Consider the following 20816-nt stretch of genomic DNA (forward strand, 5'->3'; position numbering starts at 1 on the left):
GCAACAACGCCGGCGCGGCTTGCTGCCCGGACCACATCGACCGCTTGGGTAGGTTTGCTGTGACCGCCGTCAATGCGACTTGAGGCTCTACCAGCACCGTCGTCCGAGCTGCGGACCAGTTCGCCGAGTTTGCGCAATACGGCCACGCGGCAACCGGCGGCTCCGAGCCGTCGCGTCCGTCGGGCTCTCGCGGAGTTGGCAGATACTGGTCTGGTACGACGTGGTTCCGGAACGACACTTGGTGGTCGGACCGCCTGGCACCCGAGGAGCCCATGACCGAGCACGACGAATACTTTCGTGACCGTCTGCGGCCCAGCGCTCCCGAGGCTCCCCCGGACCGTGCCGAGGGCCATCCGCCGGCCCGGCCTAGCCCCGTTCCGTCCAGGCCCGCACCCCCCGTCCGTCCCCCGGCTCCTGCGTCCGGGCCGCCGCACCCGCCGGCTCCTGCTCCCGGGCTACCACGCCATCCCGCGCCCGGCCCACCGCACCGACCCGCGGGACCGCCGCCCGGCCCGCCACCCCAGCCCGCCCGGCTGCCGGCTCCACCGCGCCATCCGGGACCACCCCCGGGCCCGCCGCAGCCCATGCCGCACCGGGCCGACTCGTCCTTCGGGCCCCTCTACCTGACCCCGCCCATACCGCCGGACCACGGTTGGCGACGGCTGGTCCGCAAGGCGACCTTTGGCCTGGTCAAACCCGGTCCGTCCGCCGCACAGCGGGAAGAGGCTCAATTCCGGGCTGCCATTCAGGTTCCGCTGCACGGCAACCACAAGGTCGGCGTGCTGGGCAAGGGCGGCGTCGGGAAGACGTCGGTGGCGGCCAGCGTCGGATCCATCCTGGCCGAACTACGGCAACAGGACCGCATCGTGGCGATCGACGCCGACACCGCCTTCGGCCGGCTGAGCAGCCGAATCGATCCGCACGTCAACAGCTCGTTCTGGGAACTGACCGGCGATGTCAACCTGGAGTCGTTCAGCGACGTGATCGCCCGGGTCGGCCACAACCCCGTCGGCCTGTACGTGCTCGGCGGCGAACCGGCGGCTGGTCCACGCCGAGTGCTCGATCCGGCGATCTACCGGGAAGCCGCGCGACGCCTGGACCGCCACTTCGCGATCTCGATCATCGACTGCGGCTCCACCATGGACTCCGCGGTCACCCAAGAGGTGTTGCGCGATCTCGATGCGCTGATCGTGGTGTCATCGCCCTGGGCGGACGGCGCCTCCGCCGCGGCCAAGACCATGGAATGGCTGGCCGATCACGGGCTGGACCGGCTGCTGCACAACAGCATCGTGGTGCTCAACGATTCCGACGGCCATGCCGACAAGCGCACCCGGGCATTGCTGGCTCGCGAGTTCGTCGACCACGGGCGGCCGGTGATCGAGGTGCCCTTCGACCCGCACCTACGGCCGGGCGGCGTCATCGACGTGCGACACGAAATGGCTCGGGCAACGCGGCGCAGATTCATGGAGGTCACCGCGACCGTCACGGGGTATTTCGCCGCTCGGCCCGCCGCCACGCGGGACCGCCGTGAGCCGCCGCACGCTTAGCCGGACACCGCTCCGGCACGGGCCGCGGGATCTGCGATCGCCTCGATTTTCGTGACCAGCTGACCACGAATGGTCAGCACGACGGCGGCGAACAGCCGCCGGTTGGCGAAGGCCAGCACCACCGGCTGCCCGGCCGGGCCACTGACCAGCGTCACGCCCGGGCCCAGGTACCGCAGCAGGTTCGTCGCCACCGCGTCCGGGCCGTGGTTGACCTGTGGCGGCGGAGCTGGGTGCGCGAGGACCGTTCCCACTCCCCAGACCGTCGGATCCAGGACGGCGGCGAGCGCGGCGATGTCACCGTTGGCACACGCGGTGATGAATTTCTCGGTGACCGCCTGGTGCTCGGCGGAGGCCACGTCGCTCGTTTTCGGTTGCGCCGCAGTGAATTTGCCGCGGGCCCGACGGGCCAACTGCCGGCAGGTTCCGACGGGACGGCCGACGGTTTCCGCGATCTGGTCGAACGGGAGCCCGAACACGTCGTGCAATACGAACGCCACCCGCTCACCCGGCGTGAGCCTGCGCAGGACCTCCAACAAGGCCGTGCTGACCTGGTCGTCGAGGGTCACCCGGTCGGCCGGGTCGGCGGGTCGCGAGTCGTCGTTCAGGAATTCGCGCCCCTGCGGGGCGTCGCCGGGGCGTTCGTAGCGGGCCCGCGCCGAACGCAGGTAATCCAGGCACAGCCTGCTGGTGACCACGGTCAGCCAGCCACGGACATCGTCGATCTGGTCCGCGTCGGCCCGGGACAGCCGCAGAAATGCTTCTTGCGCAATGTCTTCGGCGTCGCCGACGTCTCCGATGATCTGATAGCCAAGGTTGACCAGGTAAGGACGGTGCCGCCGCCAGGCGTCCGTAAGCTGCTCGGTCGCTGACTGCGGTTGGTTCATACATCACCGACGATCTGGCGCGCGAAAAAGTTACCGATTCCGACTGTAACTTTCCGCCGTCGTGGGCCGTCGTTGTGTGAGGAGCCTGCGAACAGCGCGGCTCACCACCTGAAGGAGCTATCGATGACCGTCGTCGTAACTGGAGCAACCGGCAACGTGGGCCGCCCCCTGGTCGCCGAATTGGCCGCCGCGGGCGCCCGCGTGCGAGCGATCACCCGAACCCCGAAAACTGCCGACTTTCCCACCGGCGTCGAGGTATTCGGCTCAGCGCTCGAAGCGCTGCCCGGAGCGTCGGCGGTGTTTCTCAATTCCCGTGCGCTGGGCCCGGATACCGAGGCGATGTCGGCGGTGATCACCCGGGCCCGGGACGTCGGCGTCTCCAAATTGGTTGCGCTGTCGGCGATCAACGCCGACGACGACTTCGCGCGCCAGCCGTCGCGCGTGCGTGGCGACCGCAACCGGGAAATCGAACGCCTCGCCGTCGACTCCGGCGTGGACTGGGTCAGTCTGCGGCCCAGCGTGTTCGCGACCAATTTCGTCGGCATGTGGTCGGCGCAGCTGCGCGCCGGCGACGTGGTGGCCGGGCCGTATGCCGCGGCTTCCAGCGCGCCGATCGTGGAGAGCGACATCGCGGCGGTGGCGGCGCGGGCGCTGCTCACCGACGAGCTCGTCGGCCAACGCATCCCGCTGACCGGTCCGCAATCGCTCACCAACGCCGAGTTGGTGGCGGTGATCGGCGCGGTGCTGGACCGGCCGCTGCAATATCTCGAAGTGCCTGCCGACGAGGTGCGGCAACGCTTTATCGATATCGGTTTCACCGCCGCGTTCGCCGATGCGTATCTCGCCATGCTCGCCGAGACAATCGACAAGCCCGCCCTCGTCACCCACGACGTGGAAAAGATCCTGGGCCGCCCGGCCCTGACGTTCGCGGAGTTCGTGTCGCAGCGTCGTGACCTGTTCAGCAAGTAAGGAGGCAGTTTCGATGTCCGAACCACGTCCGCCGCGATACCTCAAGCCGATGAACAAGGTGATGATGGCCGTGCAGAAGCTCGGCATCCCCACCGGCCCGGCCATGGTGCTGACAGTGCCCGGCCGCAAGTCGGGTCAGCCGCGCAGCACGCCGATGACGCCGTTCGAATTCCAGGGCGGCCTGTACGTGGTGGCCGGCTATCCGGGTGCCGACTGGGCGGCCAACGCGCGGGCCGCGGACGTCGGCACCCTGGCCAGAGGACGCCGGGCCCGGCAGGTCAGGATCGTGGAGCTGACCGCCGAGGAAGCCCGGCCGGTGTTGCGCGTCTTTCCGGCTGAGGTGCCCGTGGGTGTGGCGTTCGCGAAGCGCTCGGGGTTGGTCCGCGACGGAACCGCCGACGAATTCGAGGCGCTGGCCGGCCGACTTGCCGTTTTCCGCTTCGACCCCACGGGGTAGCTCCTCGGCCGCGAGCGTCCGCATATGTACGCGAAATGGCCCGGTTTGATGGCATTTTGCGGACCCTCGCGGGGCCGACGTTTGAGCACCGCGAAGCTGCTGCTAGCGGTACTGGCACAGGGTATGGTGCTGGCAGCTTTTGGGCCGGTTTGCTGTGGGGGGCATGGTGGAGGGCACGCCGTTCGGAAGATACCGCTTGGTCGAGCTACTCGGCAGGGGCGGGATGGGCGAGGTCTGGCGGGCGTACGACACGGTCACTAACCGGGTGGTCGCGATGAAGGTCCTGCCGACCCATTTGGCCGACGACAAACTGTTCCAGACGCGGTTCCAACGCGAGGCCCAGGCAGCGGCGGGCCTGGACGATCCGCACGTGGTGCCGATCTACGACTTCGGGGAGATCGAGGGCCGCCTGTATGTTTCGATGCGACTCATCCGGGGCGAAGACCTCAACCACCTCCTTGCCCGGGGTCCACTGCATCCCGTCCGCGCGGTCGCGATAATCGAGCAGATCGCCGGAGCGCTACATGCCGCCCACCAAGCCGGCCTGGTCCACCGCGACGTCAAACCCTCCAACATCCTTGTCGCGGAGAAGGACTTCGCGTATCTCATCGATTTCGGAATCGCGCGCGCTGTCGAAGAGACCGGCTTGACGGGCACGGGCACGACGATCGGGACGTTCGCGTATATGGCTCCAGAGCGTTACGAAACCGGAAGTGCCGACGCCCGCGCCGATACGTATGCACTGGCTTGTGTGTTGCACGAGTGTTTGACGGGCAAACCGCCATTTCCCGGTAGCAGCCTGCCACAACAGATGCGTGCGCACCTGACCCAAGATCCGCCCCGGCCGAGCGCCCAACAGCCCGGCGTGCCAACAGGATTCGACGCGGTGATCGCCCGCGGCATGGCGAAGGACCCGAACGGCCGTTATCAAACCGCCGCTGCACTCGCGGTAGCCGCCCGACAAGTCGTCGGCGACGGATTACGACCGGCGGCCCCGCCACCTTGGCCGAGGGTTCCCCGGGATGCGGGCCACCGGATCAGTCAGCAGGCCACACTGCACGCCGGCGCGATGGGAGCGCTGCCCTACCCGTCCGGCGAGCCGGTCGTACCAGGGTTGCAGGCTGATCGGCGTCCACGTCGCCGCGGAATGATCGGTGCAGCAGCGGCAATCCTGGCCGTCGCCGTGATCCTGGTAGTCGCTGTCGCCGTCAAAGCTGGCAAGACTCCCTCAGCACCCAGTGGCGCGACGGCGAGCGGCGCATCCCCCGGCAGCGCCGCAGCCGCCAAATCCACTGCGCAACCCACACCTGGGTTCAGCGTGACCGACCCGGCGGGCGACGCGGTCCCGCACCCAGTCGACGGCAAGGTCTACGGCCCCAGCGACATCGTTAGCCTGTCGGTCCACTCCGACGGCACCAACCTGGTGATCACCACCGAATACACTCCATCGACCCCGATGAATCTCCTCGACACATGGATCGGCATCCGGCTCGACCCCAACAAGGTGCCGACCTGTAAGGACAGCGTGCTGGACTCGTACGATTGGGGAATTGATTACGGCACCGGCGGCATCACCATCTATAAGCCAGGCACCAACTGCGGCGACCACGCACAGCCCACACCCCTCGCGGGCGCCGCTAACATCACCGGTTCCACCCTGACGATCAAGGTCGCCCAGGACAGCCTCGGCATCCGCCCCGGTCAGCCGATCGTGGTGCGGGCGTCTGCCAGCACTGTGATCGACAATAGAAGCACTACTTTTATCCAGGACTGGGCCCCGGACAGCCCCAGCGGGGCAACCGGCAACGTCTAACCCGCGACTCGGCCGCCAGCGTGCGCAGATGTACGCGGAATAGTCGGGTTTGACCTGGCTTTTATCGCTGCGGAGGGCTTCTGCGGGGCGCTACAAGATGTTCACGCCCGATCGTCGCTGTTTGCGGTTCAGCGTGGATCGGACGGTGTTGCAGTGTTCGGTGCGCACGAATCTCTTCTGCCTCGGTCCTAAATTGCTGCTTTCATTGTCGTGAAACTTTTTGTGTATCAGTAGATTTCACCATCTCAACTACCCCGCCCAGCTGGGTTGGTCGGCCGACGATCCGTTCTGCTAGTTCGTTTACGGTCGCGCCTGCGGTGGGTGCCCTCGGTCGCTTGATCTACCACGAGGTGGGTTTCGTTGCGATATCGCCGGTGATAGCGCAAATGAGATCGCCTTATGGCCGGCTCACGGTACTCACGTGGCCAATGTGATTTTGGTACTGTCGATCGCCACATTGGGTGTCGCGATCGCCTACGGCCACACCTAGTGCACAAACCTGCACCAGCCGCCAAGCGATTCAGCAGGTCGCAGCGCCGCCGAGCCGCCGAACCCGCCGCAGTGATAAAAGCCGGGTAAAAGTCGGGTCGCGGGAAGAGTGATCTAACCCGCGACTTTGCCGCGAGCGTCCGCATATGTACGCGAAATGGCGGTTTTCTCGGCATTTTGCGGACCTTCGCGGGAAGAAAGCTGCGCTAAAAATCCACTGGCACGTGCTTTTCCGCGCAGGCTTCGCGAACTGCGGCGATCACGTCTTCAGTGCGCAGCGTTTGCAGGTCCTCGACAGTCACCGACCCCTTGTCGCTGCGATGCTGGGCGGCAACACGTGAATCGCGCAACCGCTCGGCACGTTCCACCACGTTGCGGGCGAAGCGTCCGTTGTGCATGACGTCGATGCCGTGGGTGCCGTCGGCCGCGTGGTAGCGACGCAACGTTGCGCATGCGGCGCTGAGTGCCTCGCAAGCCGCCGGCTGAAGAACGGTGGCCCGGGGTGTCCCGTAGCGGACCGCGATCTCCACCAGCTCGTCGGGTGTGTACGACTCGAACCGCAACTTGCGGTTGAACCGGCCCGCCAAACCCGGGTTCACCGTGAGGAATTCGTCGACTTGCTGTTCGTATCCCGCGCCGATGAAGCAGAAGTCGAATCGATGCACCTCGAGCGCGACCAACAGCTGGTTGACGGCTTCCATGCCGATCATGTCGGGCCGGCCGTCCTGGTGGCGCTCCACCAGCGAGTAGAACTCGTCCATGAACAGGATGCGGCCCAGCGAGCGGTTGATCAGCTCGTTGGTCTTGGGGCCCGAGGCGCCGATGTGCTCCCCGCAGAAGTCGGCCCGCTTGACTTCGACGATCTCGGGATGACGCACGATGCCCAGGCCGGCATAGATCTTGCCCAGCGCCTCGGCGGTGGTGGTCTTGCCGGTGCCCGGCGGTCCCACCAGCAGCATGTGGTTCGTTTGATTGGCCACCGGTAACCCGGCCGCCAGCCGAAGTGCCCGAACCTCGATCTGGTCCTCCAGCTCGGCGACCGCGCGCTTGACTTCGCCCAGCCCGACCTGGTTGTCGAGCAACGCGCGGCCCTCCGCCAGGAGGTGGGCACGCCGCTCCTCGTGTTCCTCGTCGCGGCGCTGCTGTTCGGACCGTTCGGTGTTCACGTCCCATTTGTCGGTGCGGGTGTTGATCGCATTTTCGTCGGTGATGGCCAGTTGCAGCGAGGGGTCGGCCAGCGCCCGTTTGGCGGAGCCGATCAGCGCACCGTTGATCGTCGCCTTGGACAACCAGATCTGCGCCTCGTGTTCCTCGTCGAGCTGGCGATGCGCCATCCCCCGCACGTAAGCCAGGTCCGCCGCGATCAGCGGGAAGTCACTGGGATCTATTGCGGTGACCACGCTTTCGTGAGGGCGTCCGCCCTGGCCCAGGTGTCCGTTGCGCAGTTCGACCCGGTTGGTCCAGTCGAGTGCGACGCGCGCTTGGCCGAGATGGGCCGCGGCGTGGGCCGCTAGCGCGCAGGTAGCCGCGGTAACCGCCGACATGATGATTGCCTGTGGCGGCAAGATATCGGCCGCCACCGAGATGACGTCCGGCCACCGCTGAGTCGCGAACATCAAGTAGGCCTTGATGTACTGGTGCCACTGGTGATTCTCCCAGGTGTCCAACAGCGCCGAATCCGCCAGCAACGCTTCGGCTTTCGCGTATTGGCCATCATCGATCAGGGCACTGGCCAGCGCCAGCCCGGCATGCGATGCCTCGGTCACTGAAATCGACAGGTAGGGGCCGGCTTTGATCGGCGCCGACAGGCGCACGCCGAGCCGGTTGGTCTCCCGATGCAACCGACTGCCGTACTCGTATAGTTGCTGCACCGTCGACAATGTTTCGTCGCCGGCGGCGATGCGGCCCAGCCAGGCGTCGGCCATGGATGCGTCGATCTCGGTGGCCTCCGCGAACCGCGCTCTGGCGGCGGCGATATCGGCATGCCCGTCAGCGGTCAGCAAGGCCATCGCCTGGTCGAACCTTTTGCGCGCGGCGGCCGTACCGGTGCTGCTCGTCATTGCGGCTCCGCCGCAGCCAACTCGAGACTCCGCAACACCGTCGGCTCAGCGGATACGTAGCGGTTCTCGGCACGGAACAACTCGATCTCCACCGTGTGCACCTGCCCAGCCGCCGACACTTCCACGGTGGCCGCACCCGTCTGGGTGATCAGCACGTCGGCGGTTCCGCGGTAGGGCCCGCCGGGTTCCCCGACGGAGATCAAGGTGTTCGGGCGCGGCGCAGGTGTCAGCGTGCCATCCACCACACTGACGGTCGTGCCCGGTACCGGCTTCGGCTGGTCCACGACGGCGACGTCAGGCATACGAACACTGTTCCACCGCTGCAGGTTTCGGGTGTGAACCGTGATCCGCTCGCCCGTCCCGGCCAGCCGGATCACGATCCGTTTGGCCAGCGAATCTTCGGCGGCGATGTGGACCCGGCTGAACTCCCCCGCATCGTCCAACGGCAGCGCCATCCGGTTGCCGCCTCCGACCTTGCCGAGCAGCACCCCCGACGGCCCGATGGGCACGACGAGCGAGCCCTCCAACGTGGCGCGTCGCACGCCGCGCAGCCGCGGCAGCGGGCCGCACAGGTTGGCCGCCACCGCCAGCAACTGCTCACCGGGCAACGTGTTCAGCATGGTGCTCGGCGGAGCCGTCGGTGGTTGCGCGGTGCGTACCGTCACCGTGGCGGTGAGGCTGCCGTCACCGAACAGGGTGATGTTCTGCATGATCCCGTCGGCCCGCATAGACCAGGCTTGCGCCAACTTCTCGGCGGTGATGTCGTCGGGTTGGTACCAGTAGGTCGTCAGCCATCCGTGGTCGCCGCGAACCGACCGCCAGCGCCCGTCGGGGGCGTCGAGCGCGAATCGGCCGAACCGTCGCTCCATCTCGACGATGTCGGTGGCCGTCGCCACCTTTGCGCGAATGCCACGCTGGCGCATGGCGGCGGCAATTCGCTGACCGGCCGCCAGCGTCGCGGTGCCGATCGAAGCACGCCAGCGCAGTGCATCGGCGTTGTCCAGCACTGGGATTCGCGCGACCAGCCAGGTTTCCCGCTGGCCGGCATATGGCGGCGTGCCGATCAGGGTGTCGTAAACCCGGGGATAGTCGCCGACGCTGCGCCGCCGCGCCCCACCGCTGATCACGCTCAGCGAATCGACAGTCAGGCCAAGACTCTGGCTTAGCATCTGGCGCAGATCGGTTAGGTCCAGGGCATTTTCGGTGTGCGTCGAGGTCGATCCGGTGAACAGCGTTGGTAGATGCGCCTTCCCGAGCAGCTGCACCGCGACAACCGCCACGCCGTCCTGGTATCGAATTCCGCCCCCGGCGCGGTCGTTGACGACGGTCAATGGCTCCGACCATTCGATCGGCCGCCGGCGCCGCGCCCACAAGCCCAGCCAGGACCAAGCCTGACGGCCCCGCCACCTGATCACGCCAAGGCCCAGCCCGACGGCCAAACCTATTGCAGCACCGATAAATTCACCCAGCGCCCAGCCGCTTAGGCCAGAGCAGAACACGCCGACGATGATGGTCAGCCTGGTGGCAGCCGTCATCGCTCGCGCCGTGCCCGTGAGATCAGTGCGACGACGGCGATCAGGGCCGCCACCACCCCGGCGAAGATCAGGGCCGCCGTGCGGGCGCGGTGGTCCGGCGCGGCGGCCGGCGGCGCCGGCCTGATCACCCGGCTGGCCGCAGCCGGTGGAAGCCGTTCTCCAGCAGGCACATCGAACGTCAGCGCAGCCACCGGGTCGACCACGCCGTAGCCGACTTGATTGTCTACTCCACGTGGTGGATTGTGCGCGGTCTGCAAGATCCGGTTGACGATCTGATGAGCGGACAGCCCCGGGAATTTCGCCCGCACCAATGCGACGACACCACTGACGTAGGCCGCCGAGAAGCTAGTGCCCCAGATCGGCATGTTCTTCTCGCCCGGACGAATCGGCGGGTAGGCATTGACCGGGCCGCCCGTCTCCGGTGACAACCCCATGATCCCGACGCCCGGTGCCGCGGCGGCCACCCAGGGTCCGGCAAGGCTTTTGCTGATCGGTGCGCCGGTGTTGTCCACAGCACCCACCGACAACACGTAGTCGGCGAACCACGATGGTGACGACACGGTCTTGACTTGATGCCAATCACGCGGATCGGAGGCGTCGAGCGGGTCGAACGAGGGGTTCTGGGTACAACCGTCTTCGCTGTCGTTGCCCGCCGCGGCGACGATCACGGCGTCCTTCACGGTGGCCGCGTACCAGACGGCGGCGCCAATAGCGCCCTGATCCAGCGGATCGGCCGCCGATAGGCAGGCGGTGACGCTGACATTGATCACCTTGGCGCCGATGTCGGCGGCGTGCACGATCGCGCTGGCAAGGGTCGCGATGGTGCCCGCCTTCTTGCGCCCCTCCATGTCGCCCGGGCCGGGGTTGACCGGTTCGAAGGCTCGCGACGACTGGCGGATCGAGATGATCACCGCGTGCGGTGCGACGCCCACGACACCGTCCGGCGCGCCCGACGGTGGGGGCGGCACCTCGGGATCGTCGGAGTGTTCAGTTCCGGGATCCCCCTGGCCGTTCGACGGCACATCCTCCGGTGCCGGCGGCGGAGGCGGCGGCGCGGAGACGGTCTGGGTGACGGTCACCGGAGCCGGCGGTGGGCGCGGTGCCGGCGGCGGCGGTGGACCACCGGGAGGCGGTGCTGCGGCGTCGACCGCCGGTGGTCCGGCGGGTGCCGGGAATGCCGGCGCGCTGGGCATCCGTGCTGGCATCGGAATGCCTTGCGGCGCAGCGCCGATCACCGATGCGACGATGGTGCCGTGCGCATCGCAGTCGGTCAGTCCGTCGCCGCCCATGATGTAGTCCCCGCCGGGAACCACCGGCAGCCGGCGACTGGGATTGATGCCGGTGTCGATGACGGCGACCGGTACTCCGTTGCCGGTCGAGTACTGCCAAGCCTTGCTGATGTTCAGCATGGTGAAACCCGGTGCGGTGACCGCCACGTTGGGGTCTGCGACCGTTATCGTTCGCGCGCAAGCGAAGCTCTGCCGCATCGGCTGATCCGGGCCCGGGTTGCCGTGCGCTGGTACCCGGCTGGGGTCGACGCTGGGCGGCGGAATCGCTTGCGCCGCAGGAAGGCTCGTCACCGGCGCCACCAGTAGGCCGGTAAGCGCAAGCGACATGAGCCGCTGCCAGGGTCCCCTGCCCTCTCGACCCGCTGGAGTCATCGCATCCGGACCCAGGTGAACAACCCGCCGATCCAGGCGGCCAGGGGCAGCGCCGCAATGATCGCCGCGATCTCCAGCCATTCGGCGGTCATGCGCACCAACGGAGTGAACCTGGTGATCGGCACCAGCAGCGCCGCCAGCAGGCCGGCCGCGCCGAACCCAGCCAGGACCAATGCGCCCCACACCACCGAGTAAGCTGAATCTGATTGGTGTACAACGTATTTGAGCACGCCGACGCACACTGCCGCCGCGGCCCCGCAGACCAGCGCGACGGCCTGCCACTTGTCCGCGAATGCCCTGCCCCGGCTGATGAAGATCACCACGAACAACACAGCTAGCGCCGCGGCCGGCACACCGCGGTCGTGGCCCGGCATCAAGGTGGCCCATACCGCCACGGGCAGCGCAAGCCCGGCGCCCACGCAGATACCGGTCAGCACGCTGTTGGCGCGTACCGCCGCCGCCGCAATCAGCGCGCCGCCCGGCGTCGTATCCGGATTCACGTCCTCGTCGGAGTTCTCGGTGTCGTCGTGCACGGGCGTCACCACATCCGGCGGCAGTCCGGCGCTGCGACGGAACAGATCGCGTCCGGTGATCGACCCGAAATACGGTGGCCGGATCCGCGCGACCCACAGCGCGATGGTCGGTGCCATGGTCAGCAGCAACAACAACGCCACCAAGGCGCACATCCCGAGCCACTGCGCCGGAATTGGCCGCCACATCCGCGCCGCCGCGACGGCGCCGGAAAGCCCGCACAGCGTCACGACCGCAGCCGCCACCTTGGTATGACGCCGCGTCCCGGCGGCGATTCCGCAGGTCAACACGGCGCCTGCCAGTGTCGCGATGAACACGTGTGCCGATCCCAGCTTTCCCGGCGGCCCGCCGCCGAGCCCTGCCGCCAGCAGCGGCGCGGCCAGCCAACCGAGCCCGTCGATCATGTCGGTGCGGCCTGGCCACCACCGCCAGACCGCGGCGGCGCCAAACGCGGCCAACAGGCCGAGGCCGCCGGTCACCACGCTCGGCATCAGGGAGTCGCCGGCGAAACGCTGACGCACGGCCAGCCCCAGCACCGTCGCCGCCACCATCGTCAGGATGAACAGCGCTGTATGCGAGGCGGTTTGGACGGTAACCGGTTCGAACAGCTTCTTGCCGATCCGGGCCAGGCCGGTGGATAACGATTCGTACTGCGGCTCGAAAGATTCACCTGCCTCCGCGGGAACCAGGGCAAGGGTGGCGCCATCCTCAACGCCGAGCTCGTCGAGGGTCTTGGTGACGTCCAGCCGCACACCGTTGGCCCGGTGGAGCTCGTATCCGACGCCGGGCTCCAGTCCGCCGAAACCGCGCCGCTTGAGTTCGTCGTTGAGCAGCTCGACGACGTCGTCCAGGAAAACCTCGATCGGCACGGACGCCGGATACACCTGCGAAAGCAGGTGTTCACCACACACGACGGCAACGGCGCAGCGCGGTGGAAACGAGACTTTACCCAGCGATTGGGTCATTAGCGCGGCCGGTCCGCATCGGGAATGTATTTGTCGGCCAACGCCGCTGTGATTTCGAAGAGCCGTAGCCGAGTCTTTTTCTTCAGCTCGTGCTGGGTATCGATTATCCCACCTTTTGCGAGATAGGGATCGTACGGCATGAATTCGACCGTCGCGCCCGACTGACCGAAGCGCTCAGTGAGGTAGGTCCGCGCATCCGGGTCGTATTTATTTCGGCTATCGTTCAAAATGACCATGCTGCGGGACACCAATTCGTGGTAGCCCAATGACCGCAGCAGATCGATCGCGCGGGTGACCGGTAGTGAGGTATCGGCGGTCAGGCCGGACACGAAGACCAGGGTGTCGCAGGCGTCCAGCACGGCCTTCATCACCGGGTGCTCGAGATCGTCGGAGGTGTCCACCACGATGACCGTATGTGTGCGCCGCAGCCGCGACAGTACCCCGGTGAACATCGACGGCACCAACGGTCGCGGCTGGTCCGAGGCACGGTTGCCGGCCAAGACGTCGAGCCCGATGTTGTTCTGGCCCAGGTGCTCTCGGATGTCCGCATAACCCTGGACGTCGGTGTCGTTCAGCACGGCTGCATAGTCGCCCGGCGGGGATTCGTCGATGCGACCGGCCAGCGTGCCGAAACCGGGCGCCGCGTCCACGGCCACCACGTTCTCGGGCCGGCATTCGCGGAACGCCGCACCGATGCACGCGGTCATGGTGGTCTTCCCGACGCCGCCCTTGCCGGAGACCACCCCGATCACGTACTGCTTTCGGATGTGGCGCCGTATCCTGTCCTGCAATTCTCGATAATGCCTTTCGGCGGGCGATTCGCCGAAGTTGAGGGTTTTGAACGACAGGCGGTATACCGCTTTACGCCATCCCCCGCCCGGCGGAATTTTGCGCGGCGCGACCATATCGGAGATGCGCAATGTTCCGGATACCGAATCCAGCCGTTGGTAACGCGCGGACGACGGCTCTCTCGCGATCTGTCCGCCCTTTTCGGCAGATTCGGACGATGTTGTCCACGAACTGGTCACGATGTGCGATACCTCTCGACTACACGACTTTGCGGTACGAATACCACTGTTGATCGGCGGGCAGGCGCCGGACCAACCGGTTGAGCGCAGCAGCGACATTGCTCCTGGTGCCCGGGGCGATGATCATCCATTTCCGGCCCCCCGAGTACGTGTTCTCGGCGACCAATCTGCCCAGCGGGATATCGATTATGGTCACCACACTCGGTTCGACGTAGGACCGGGTGGGCCGGCCCGTTTCCACGCCGGACTGGATCGCGACAATCGACGTCTGTGCCGATCGCTCGGGGTCGGCGGCAACCACCAGCGTCTGCATCTGATCGGCGTCGAGTCGCCGGGTGCCCAGAAATCGCCGCAGCGCCTCCCCGCTGGTCGCGGAGGCCCGCATGGCATCCGCGTCCAGCGTGACCGGTCGCAGGGCCGCGGGTGCCTTCGTGCCGCACAGTCGCTCGATCTGTGCGATCAGCGCCCCACTGGCCGCGCCTTCGGAGCTGGCCGTCCCCGCCCCACTGATCCGGACGAGGTCCGCAGACCGTTCCATCGCCACCCACCACTGCGCGAATCGGGCGAGCAGCACCCGCGCCGGCTCGTCGGTGCCCGGCGTGCCGAACTGCATGAGCAGCGCGATATCGCGCCGGGACAGCACCGTGAGCCATTCCAACACGATGCTGTCGACAGTTCCCGACGCGTCGACGACGCCGACGGCTTGCAGCTCGCTCGTCACCGGGTGTTGCAGCGCCAGCTGTTTGGGTTCGACGCTGGGAAGATGTGGCCGCAAGCCCAGCTCGGGAGCCAAAACTTCGATGCCCGTGAGCACCTGAAGAGCCCACAGGCCGTCGACGGTGGTGGTTAACACGTTGTCCGGACCCAACCACGGGGGCGCACGCATCGCGTGCGCCCCCGCTCAGCTTGTGTTTTAGATGAAGAAGCTTTGCACGTTGGCGTCGGTGATCCGGGCGCTTTCCATCGTCCCGTCGACCACCCGATGATGCTGGGTTATGTGCTGGGCCAGGCTTTCCAGCCCGTCCAACATCTGCCGTTGCGCGTCGAAGTAGGCCGTCGCGCCCTTGCCCAGGAAGTAGTCGGCCAGCGCCTGGGTCCGCTGCAGGATGTCCTGATGGATTTCCATCAGCTGCGCTGCGCGCTGAGCGGTATCGGAGGAGAAAGCTCCGATGGCCGCGTAGTTGTAGGTGATCTCACTCATGTCGTGCTCCCGTTCTCGAATTGATTCGGCAGAAGGTTCGTTTCTAGGTCGCCGCCGCGCCGAACAGGCTCTGCATGCCGTGGGCGGCGTCGTCTTCGTGCGCCTCGAAGAGCACTGCCGTCTTTCCCAGGCCAGCGGTCAGGCGTTGACCACCGGTGATGGTCTGCGTGAGATCGTGGTGGATCTGGGCCGCCGTCGCGAGCGAGGCGGTACTGGCTTGGCCGCTCCATGACGAGACGTTCACGACGTCCTCGTGGCCGTGCAGGTACTCGTTTGCGATAGCCGTTGCGGTCTGCAGCGCGGACTCGATGTGCTGCTGCGTGGTCCGCAGCAATTCGGTGAACGCCTTGGTCGTGGCGCCGTCTGCCATGTGTCTCTCCTTGATTTCCTGAGCTCCCGGGGCCGGGTTCTGCGTAAACGTAGACCGGCAGTCGCAGGCTGTCACTTCACCGCCCGCGCAGGCGCACGCCGCCCAACAGGCTGTTCAGTGGACACCAGGATGCCGCGCCTGTCAAACGGAAACTCGCCGGGGTCCCCCAGCGCCCGGCTACGCCGCGCTTGCGATCGCCACGAGCCAAACGGTGGCGACCCGCCACGAGCTAGTCGCCGGTGCGAGTAAAGCTCTCGTCGTAAGCCTGACTGCGGCATTTCGACCCGGGCGCCAGATCGGCGTAACCGTGCCCGGCAAGCAAGGGGATCGGATCCTGGACCGGTTGCGGAATCTGCAGCGAGGCGGTGCTCGTCACGTGCGCGGTCCCGCCCAATGAGCACGTCGAGTCGAACTCCGTATTTCGCGTCCAGGTGCCGTTCGCAAAGACGAACACCTGGTCGGTGTCGTTCTTGGTGTCCAGGAAGGGGCTCACGCACCTATCGCCGGTGCGAAGGCAGTCGGTCCGCACTGCCAACTGGTCGACCCACTTGTCGCCATTGGCATAGATGGTCGCGCTTTCGTACCGACCGCGCAGTGCGCCCGCCGGCGACACCACCCGTCGCGGCAGGCTGCTGGGGTCGGGCAGGGCGGTGACGTCGGTGTCTCCCGTTCTGTTGAAGGTCACGCTCCGTTTGAGGTAACACCCGTTGACCGTGGCTTGGGTGAACTCACCGGTCATCGCTCCTTCGCTCTGCGGCTGGACCGAAATGGTGTTCCATGCCTCGTCGTTGTCGCGGTTACCGCACTTTCTTCGCGACGTGCTGACGGCAACCCAGCCGGCGCCGACCTTGTCGAAGACCAAGTCCTTCGTGGGATACCGGCCACCGCTGGAAGCCGTAGCGACGCAGCTGGCGTCGTTGCAGGCCGAGCGCAGTCGCCACGATTCCGTGAATGCTCCCGCGTCGGCGTCCTGCGCAGCGGTTCCGCTCGACAACGCCGCGCGGCCCAGTTCCACGGAAAAAGTCCCGGTGAAAGGACCGGTGTTGGGCGTGGCAGCCGGTGCCGGACCGGGGCGTGGAGGAGTGTCGTCGCCGGAATTGGCCAGCACCAGCGCTACCACGGCTCCCACGACCACCAACGCGGTCCCGATGCTGGCCAGCGCAATGAGCGGGCCTTTGCGGGACGGCTTGGGGGCCGGCGGTGGTGTGCCATAGAACATCGGCCGGTACTGGTTCGGGTCGGCCGGTGCGGGAGCGTGCGTCGGTGCAGCCGGCGACGGTTGGCTGTACTGCATCGGCTGGTACTGGGCCGGACCGCCGGAAGGATTGCCATAGCGGTGCTGCGGTTGCCAAGTGGACTGAGTGTGCGCGAACGGTCCTGCCGCGGTTGGCGCCGGGGGATTGGGTACCACCACCGGTCCTGTGACGGCCGCGGCAGCGGCCCGGGCCAGCTCGCGGGTGGTGCGGTAGCGGTCGTCGGGACTCTTGGCCATGCCCTTGGCGATGACGGCATCGAGTTGCGCGGACACATCGCGCCGCCGTTCGGACGGGCGCGGGGGCGGCGCGCTGAGATGCCCACCCAGTTGTTGTTCCAGGCTGTTTCCCGGGAACGGTTGGCTGCCGGTCAGGCATTCGTACAGGACGCAGGCCAGGGCGTAGATGTCGGCCCGCGCGTCGGTCTGGTCGGCGGTTATTCGTTCGGGCGCCAGGTAAGCCCAGGTGCCGACGACATGGGCGGTGCCCGTCAGGCTGCTCTGCCCGGCGGCGCGGGCGATCCCGAAGTCGATCAGGTACGTGAAGTCGTCGTCGCAGACCAAGATGTTGGACGGCTTGACGTCCCGGTGCACCAAGTTGACTTGGTGGGCAGCGTGCAGCGCCGAGGCGACTTGGTCGATGATTCGCACCGCGCGCGCAGGCTCCATTGGCCCCTCGCTGATGATGCTCTGCAGGTCGCGGCCCTTGATCAAGCGCATCGTCACGAAAAGCCGTCCGTCGATCTCACCGAAGTCGTAGATCGGCACCACGTGCGGCTCGTCGAGCCCCGCAGCGGATTTTGCTTCGCGGCGAAAGCGTTCCTGGAATACGGCGTCGTCGGCGAACTCGGTGGGCAAGACCTTCAAGGCCACTACTCGTTCGGTGACGGTGTCGAACGCGCGCCACACTTCGCCCATGCCGCCCCGCCCCAACAGCTCCAACAATCGGTAACGTCCGAACGGCGTCCCGCCCTCCACGGCCGCCTCCAAAGCAGTGGTCAGCAAGTCTTTAGCCGGAACGATAAACCCACGAACGGCAAACCACTGCAGAACGCCGTTGTTGCGACAATTCGTCGAGATCTGGCTGCCTGCCGCTACCTCCTCTGTTCGGCTCGAAACAGTGGTCCCGGCTACAGGGCGCTGGCGCCGTCGGCGAGGCCGTCGCCGTTGCTGTCGGTCAGCCGCACGTTCCAGTGGCCATCGCCATCGGTGTCGACATATCCCGTCACGCCGTCTTCGCCGGCGCACAACACCCGGTCGGCCACCCCGTCGCCGTCCGCGTCGATCAGCCGGTCGTCGGGGCGGCCCTGGCCGTCGAAGTCGACCCACGGCCCGCCGGTATGTTCGGCGCCGTCGAGTCCGAACCAGCGGAGTTGGCCGCCCCGGTCGACTGCCACCGACCATGTCCCCGACCCGTCGTCGGTGAAGTAGCTTTCCGGGGTTCCGTCGTTGTCGAGGTCCACGACGGCGTGATCAGCCACGCCGTCTCCGTCGAAATCCGCCAGCGCGTCATCGCGCTGGCCGTCACCGTCGACGTCGAGGCCGATTGCGTCCAGGCGGCCGTCGCCGTCAAGGTCGAGATCGAACGGGCGATTCCAGATTGACGCCGTGCCGTCGTCGGCGCCCATGCAGTACTCCATGCATTGTTGGATGGTTCGTGCGGGCTAACGGTTCCCCTTGGCTTTCCACCACGCGAGCAGTTCGGCCGTTGCCTCCTCGTGGGAAAGCGGACCGCGCTCCAGCCGCAGCTCTTTGAGATAGCGCCACGCTTCGCCCACCTGCGGGCCCGCCGGAATGCCGAGCAGCTCCATGATCTGATTACCGTCCAGGTCGGGGCGGACGCGGTTGAGGTCCTCCTGGGCGGCCAGTTCGGCGATCCGGGCCTCCAACCGGTCATAGTTGGCCTGCAGACGAGCCGCGCGGCGTTTATTTCGGGTGGTGCAGTCGGCGCGCACCAGCTTGTGCAGCCGCGACAGCAGGGGCCCCGCGTCGGTGACGTAGCGGCGCACCGCCGAATCGGTCCATTTGCCGTCGCCATAGCCGTGGAACCGCAAGTGCAGATACACCAGTTGGGAGACGTCGTCGACCATCTGCTTGGAGTACTTCAGCGCCCGCATCCGCTTGCGGACCATCTTGGCGCCGACCACCTCGTGGTGGTGAAAGCTGACCCCGCCGTCCGGCTCGAGCCGCCGGGTGGCCGGCTTGCCGATGTCGTGCAGCAGTGCGGCCCAGCGCAGCACCCGGTCCGGGCCCGCGTCCTCCAGCGCGATCGCCTGGCGCAACACCGTCAGCGAATGCTGGTAGACATCCTTGTGCTGGTGGTGTTCGTCGATCGCCATCCGCATGCCGCCGACCTCGGGCAAGACCACCTCCCCCATCCCGGTCTGCACCAACAGGTCGATGCCGGCCACCGGGTCGTCGCCCAGCAGCGTCTTGTCCAGCTCGGCGGCCACTCGCTCGGCGCTGATGCGGGCCAGTTGGGGGGCCATCTCCTCGATCGCGGTCCGCACCCGCGGCGCCACCGTGAAACCGAGTTGGGACACGAAGCGCGCGGCGCGCAGCATCCGCAGTGGGTCGTCGCCGAAGGACCGTGACGGCGCGGCCGGGGTGTCCAATTCCCGGGCGCGCAACGCCGCCAAACCGTCCAGCGGATCCAGGAAATCGCCCGGCCCGCTGCCCGTGACCCGGACGGCCATTGCATTCACCGTGAAATCCCGGCGCACCAGGTCGTCCTCGAGACGGTCGCCGAAGCAGACTTCCGGGTTGCGCGACACCTGGTCGTACCGATCGGCGCGGAAGGTGGTGATCTCCAGTCGGTAGTCGCCCTTGCCGACGCCGACGGTGCCGTATTCGATCCCGGTGTCCCACACCGCGTCGGCCCACCCGCGCACCGCCCGCTGCACCTGCTCGGGACGGGCGTCGGTGGTGAAGTCCAGGTCCGGCGAGTTCAATCTGCCCAACAAGGCGTCGCGCACCGAACCACCGACCAGATACAGCTCATGGCCTGCGGCGTCGAACAGCGATCCCAGTTCGCGCAGCACAACCGAGTGCTGATTCAGCGCGACCGCGGCTTTGGTCAGCAGTTCGGCATGCTGGGCAAGTTCAGGCACGTTCGACCAGCCTAATCCACGACGCTCCGGTGGGGACGGCCCGCATTGCGCATACGCGGGTGGACCTTTACCGCATGTGCTATCGCTTTCGACAATCGATCGGTCCCACCCGCGCCGGTGCTGAAGTGACCGATGTGACTAATTGGCCTCGCACCCGATGTCGCGCGGCGGAGGCACCCTCCCTGCCAGCTACTATCGCTTGAGTGTCGGACGGCGAACAGGCGAAACCACGTCGGCGCCGGGGCCGGCGCCGCGGTCGTGGCGCTGCAGGTTCCGCCCAGAATCACGTGGACAACCAGCCGACCGGTGACGCAGCGACGACGAAACCGCGGAGGTCTCGTTCGCCGCGCCGCGCGCCGGAGCGGCTGCGCACCGTGCACGAAACATCCGCCGGTGGGCTGGTCATCGACGGCATCGACGGACCCCGCGAATCGCAGGTGGCGGCCCTGATCGGCCGTATCGACCGGCGCGGCCGGATGCTCTGGTCGCTGCCCAAGGGCCACATCGAGATGGGCGAGACCGCCGAGCAGACCGCCATTCGTGAGGTCGCCGAGGAAACCGGTATCCGCGGCAGCGTGCTCGCCGCCCTCGGACGCATCGACTACTGGTTCGTCACCGACGGCCGCCGCGTACACAAGACCGTGCACCACTATCTGATGAAGTTTTCCGGCGGCGAGCTGTGCGACGAGGACCTCGAGGTCGCCGAGGTGGCCTGGGTGCCGATGCGCGAGCTCCCGTCCCGGCTGGCCTACGCCGACGAACGCCGCCTGGCCGAGGTGGCCGACGAGCTGATCGACAAGCTGCAAAGCGACGGCCCGGCCGCGCTGCCGCCACTTCCGCCCAGCTCGCCCCGGCGCAGACCACAGACACACTCACGCACCCGCCATTCCGACCAGCGCGCAGCGGGCCCACGGAACGGCCGCGAGCCGGGGCCGTGACCACGC

17 protein-coding genes are annotated in these 20816 nt (G+C 67.1%); 5 read left to right on the forward strand and 12 right to left on the reverse strand.

The features are described from left to right. The first annotated feature begins 272 nt into the window (after positions 1-272). Positions 273-1547, forward strand: coding sequence for a MinD/ParA family ATP-binding protein (locus AC5Y2L_RS23980; protein ID WP_499938161.1), 1275 nt, complete (start codon positions 273-275; stop codon positions 1545-1547). On the opposite strand, the gene sigI is transcribed toward AC5Y2L_RS23980, so the two are convergent. Next, complete coding sequence (gene sigI, locus AC5Y2L_RS23985) at positions 1544-2431, reverse strand: RNA polymerase sigma factor SigI (RefSeq protein WP_499938163.1); 888 nt, start codon at positions 2429-2431, stop codon at positions 1544-1546. The two genes, AC5Y2L_RS23980 and sigI, sit on opposite strands and share 4 nt — an antisense overlap. 123 nt (positions 2432-2554) lie before the next feature. Here sigI and AC5Y2L_RS23990 point away from each other — a divergent pair, with 123 nt between their 5' ends. The 3 genes from AC5Y2L_RS23990 to AC5Y2L_RS24000 all read left to right on the forward strand — a co-directional run bounded on the left by AC5Y2L_RS23990 (position 2555) and on the right by AC5Y2L_RS24000 (position 5670). Beyond that, complete coding sequence (locus AC5Y2L_RS23990; RefSeq protein WP_499938165.1) at positions 2555-3400, forward strand: NAD(P)H-binding protein; 846 nt, start codon at positions 2555-2557, stop codon at positions 3398-3400. A 13-nt stretch (positions 3401-3413) separates the two neighbouring features. Then, a complete protein-coding gene (locus AC5Y2L_RS23995) occupies positions 3414-3857 on the forward strand; it encodes a nitroreductase family deazaflavin-dependent oxidoreductase (RefSeq protein WP_499938167.1) in 444 nt (147 codons plus the stop codon). A gap of 163 nt (positions 3858-4020) precedes the next feature. Further along, on the forward strand, positions 4021-5670 hold the full coding sequence (locus AC5Y2L_RS24000; protein ID WP_499938169.1) for a serine/threonine-protein kinase: 1650 nt from the start codon (positions 4021-4023) through the stop codon (positions 5668-5670). Positions 5671-6365: 695 nt separating this feature from the next. Here the strand turns inward: AC5Y2L_RS24000 and eccA are convergent. The 11 genes from eccA to AC5Y2L_RS24055 all read right to left on the reverse strand — a co-directional run bounded on the left by eccA (position 6366) and on the right by AC5Y2L_RS24055 (position 19872). After that, positions 6366-8219: a type VII secretion AAA-ATPase EccA gene (eccA, locus tag AC5Y2L_RS24005; protein WP_499938171.1), complete on the reverse strand. Its 1854-nt coding sequence runs from the start codon at positions 8217-8219 to the stop codon at positions 6366-6368. Next, positions 8216-9754, reverse strand: coding sequence for a type VII secretion protein EccE (gene eccE, locus AC5Y2L_RS24010; protein WP_499938174.1), 1539 nt, complete (start codon positions 9752-9754; stop codon positions 8216-8218). Before eccE ends, eccA begins: the two co-directional genes overlap by 4 nt. Then, entirely contained in the window at positions 9751-11370 is a 1620-nt protein-coding gene (gene mycP / locus AC5Y2L_RS24015) for a type VII secretion-associated serine protease mycosin (RefSeq protein WP_499938176.1), read from the reverse strand. The genes eccE and mycP overlap by 4 nt, the downstream gene beginning before the upstream one ends. Positions 11371-11411: 41 nt before the next feature. Next, positions 11412-12911 (reverse strand): type VII secretion integral membrane protein EccD, encoded by a 1500-nt coding sequence (eccD, locus tag AC5Y2L_RS24020; protein WP_499938178.1) that lies wholly within the window; start codon positions 12909-12911, stop codon positions 11412-11414. Further along, positions 12911-13888: a MinD/ParA family ATP-binding protein gene (locus tag AC5Y2L_RS24025; protein WP_499938352.1), complete on the reverse strand. Its 978-nt coding sequence runs from the start codon at positions 13886-13888 to the stop codon at positions 12911-12913. Before AC5Y2L_RS24025 ends, eccD begins: the two co-directional genes overlap by 1 nt. Positions 13889-13958: 70 nt before the next feature. Further along, complete coding sequence (locus AC5Y2L_RS24030; protein ID WP_499938354.1) at positions 13959-14792, reverse strand: ESX secretion-associated protein EspG; 834 nt, start codon at positions 14790-14792, stop codon at positions 13959-13961. Positions 14793-14852: 60 nt separating this feature from the next. After that, positions 14853-15140, reverse strand: a complete 288-nt coding sequence (locus tag AC5Y2L_RS24035; protein WP_499938180.1) for a WXG100 family type VII secretion target — start codon at positions 15138-15140, stop codon at positions 14853-14855. A 43-nt stretch (positions 15141-15183) separates the two neighbouring features. Further along, complete coding sequence (locus tag AC5Y2L_RS24040; protein WP_499938182.1) at positions 15184-15510, reverse strand: WXG100 family type VII secretion target; 327 nt, start codon at positions 15508-15510, stop codon at positions 15184-15186. Between the two features lie 229 nt (positions 15511-15739). Next, positions 15740-17767 carry a serine/threonine-protein kinase gene (locus tag AC5Y2L_RS24045; RefSeq protein ID WP_499938184.1) on the reverse strand — a complete coding sequence of 676 codons (2028 nt, stop codon included), beginning with the start codon at positions 17765-17767 and terminating at the stop codon, positions 15740-15742. A gap of 125 nt (positions 17768-17892) precedes the next feature. Further along, on the reverse strand, positions 17893-18402 hold the full coding sequence (locus AC5Y2L_RS24050; RefSeq protein WP_499938185.1) for a pullulanase: 510 nt from the start codon (positions 18400-18402) through the stop codon (positions 17893-17895). 24 nt (positions 18403-18426) lie between these two features. Then, the gene (locus AC5Y2L_RS24055; RefSeq protein ID WP_499938187.1) at positions 18427-19872 is read right to left on the reverse strand and encodes a CCA tRNA nucleotidyltransferase; all 1446 of its coding nucleotides are present in this window, start codon (positions 19870-19872) and stop codon (positions 18427-18429) included. A 203-nt stretch (positions 19873-20075) separates the two neighbouring features. Here AC5Y2L_RS24055 and AC5Y2L_RS24060 point away from each other — a divergent pair, with 203 nt between their 5' ends. Further along, complete coding sequence (locus AC5Y2L_RS24060) at positions 20076-20810, forward strand: NUDIX hydrolase (protein WP_499938189.1); 735 nt, start codon at positions 20076-20078, stop codon at positions 20808-20810. Positions 20811-20816 lie beyond the last annotated feature (6 nt).

Source organism: Mycobacterium sp. NGS66 (genome assembly GCF_059812225.1).

Excerpts from the sequence above, each read along its gene's own strand:
- AC5Y2L_RS23980 (WP_499938161.1), top strand. The coding sequence starts at position 273 with ATGACCGAGCACGACGAATACTTTCGTGACCGTCTGCGGCCCAGCGCT.
- sigI (WP_499938163.1), bottom strand. The coding sequence starts at position 2,431 with ATGAACCAACCGCAGTCAGCGACCGAGCAGCTTACGGACGCCTGGCGG.
- AC5Y2L_RS23990 (WP_499938165.1), top strand. The coding sequence starts at position 2,555 with ATGACCGTCGTCGTAACTGGAGCAACCGGCAACGTGGGCCGCCCCCTG.
- AC5Y2L_RS23995 (WP_499938167.1), top strand. The coding sequence starts at position 3,414 with ATGTCCGAACCACGTCCGCCGCGATACCTCAAGCCGATGAACAAGGTG.
- AC5Y2L_RS24000 (WP_499938169.1), top strand. The coding sequence starts at position 4,021 with ATGGTGGAGGGCACGCCGTTCGGAAGATACCGCTTGGTCGAGCTACTC.
- eccA (WP_499938171.1), bottom strand. The coding sequence starts at position 8,219 with ATGACGAGCAGCACCGGTACGGCCGCCGCGCGCAAAAGGTTCGACCAG.
- eccE (WP_499938174.1), bottom strand. The coding sequence starts at position 9,754 with ATGACGGCTGCCACCAGGCTGACCATCATCGTCGGCGTGTTCTGCTCT.
- mycP (WP_499938176.1), bottom strand. The coding sequence starts at position 11,370 with ATGTCGCTTGCGCTTACCGGCCTACTGGTGGCGCCGGTGACGAGCCTT.
- eccD (WP_499938178.1), bottom strand. The coding sequence starts at position 12,911 with ATGACCCAATCGCTGGGTAAAGTCTCGTTTCCACCGCGCTGCGCCGTT.
- AC5Y2L_RS24035 (WP_499938180.1), bottom strand. The coding sequence starts at position 15,140 with ATGAGTGAGATCACCTACAACTACGCGGCCATCGGAGCTTTCTCCTCC.
- AC5Y2L_RS24040 (WP_499938182.1), bottom strand. The coding sequence starts at position 15,510 with ATGGCAGACGGCGCCACGACCAAGGCGTTCACCGAATTGCTGCGGACC.
- AC5Y2L_RS24050 (WP_499938185.1), bottom strand. The coding sequence starts at position 18,402 with ATGGAGTACTGCATGGGCGCCGACGACGGCACGGCGTCAATCTGGAAT.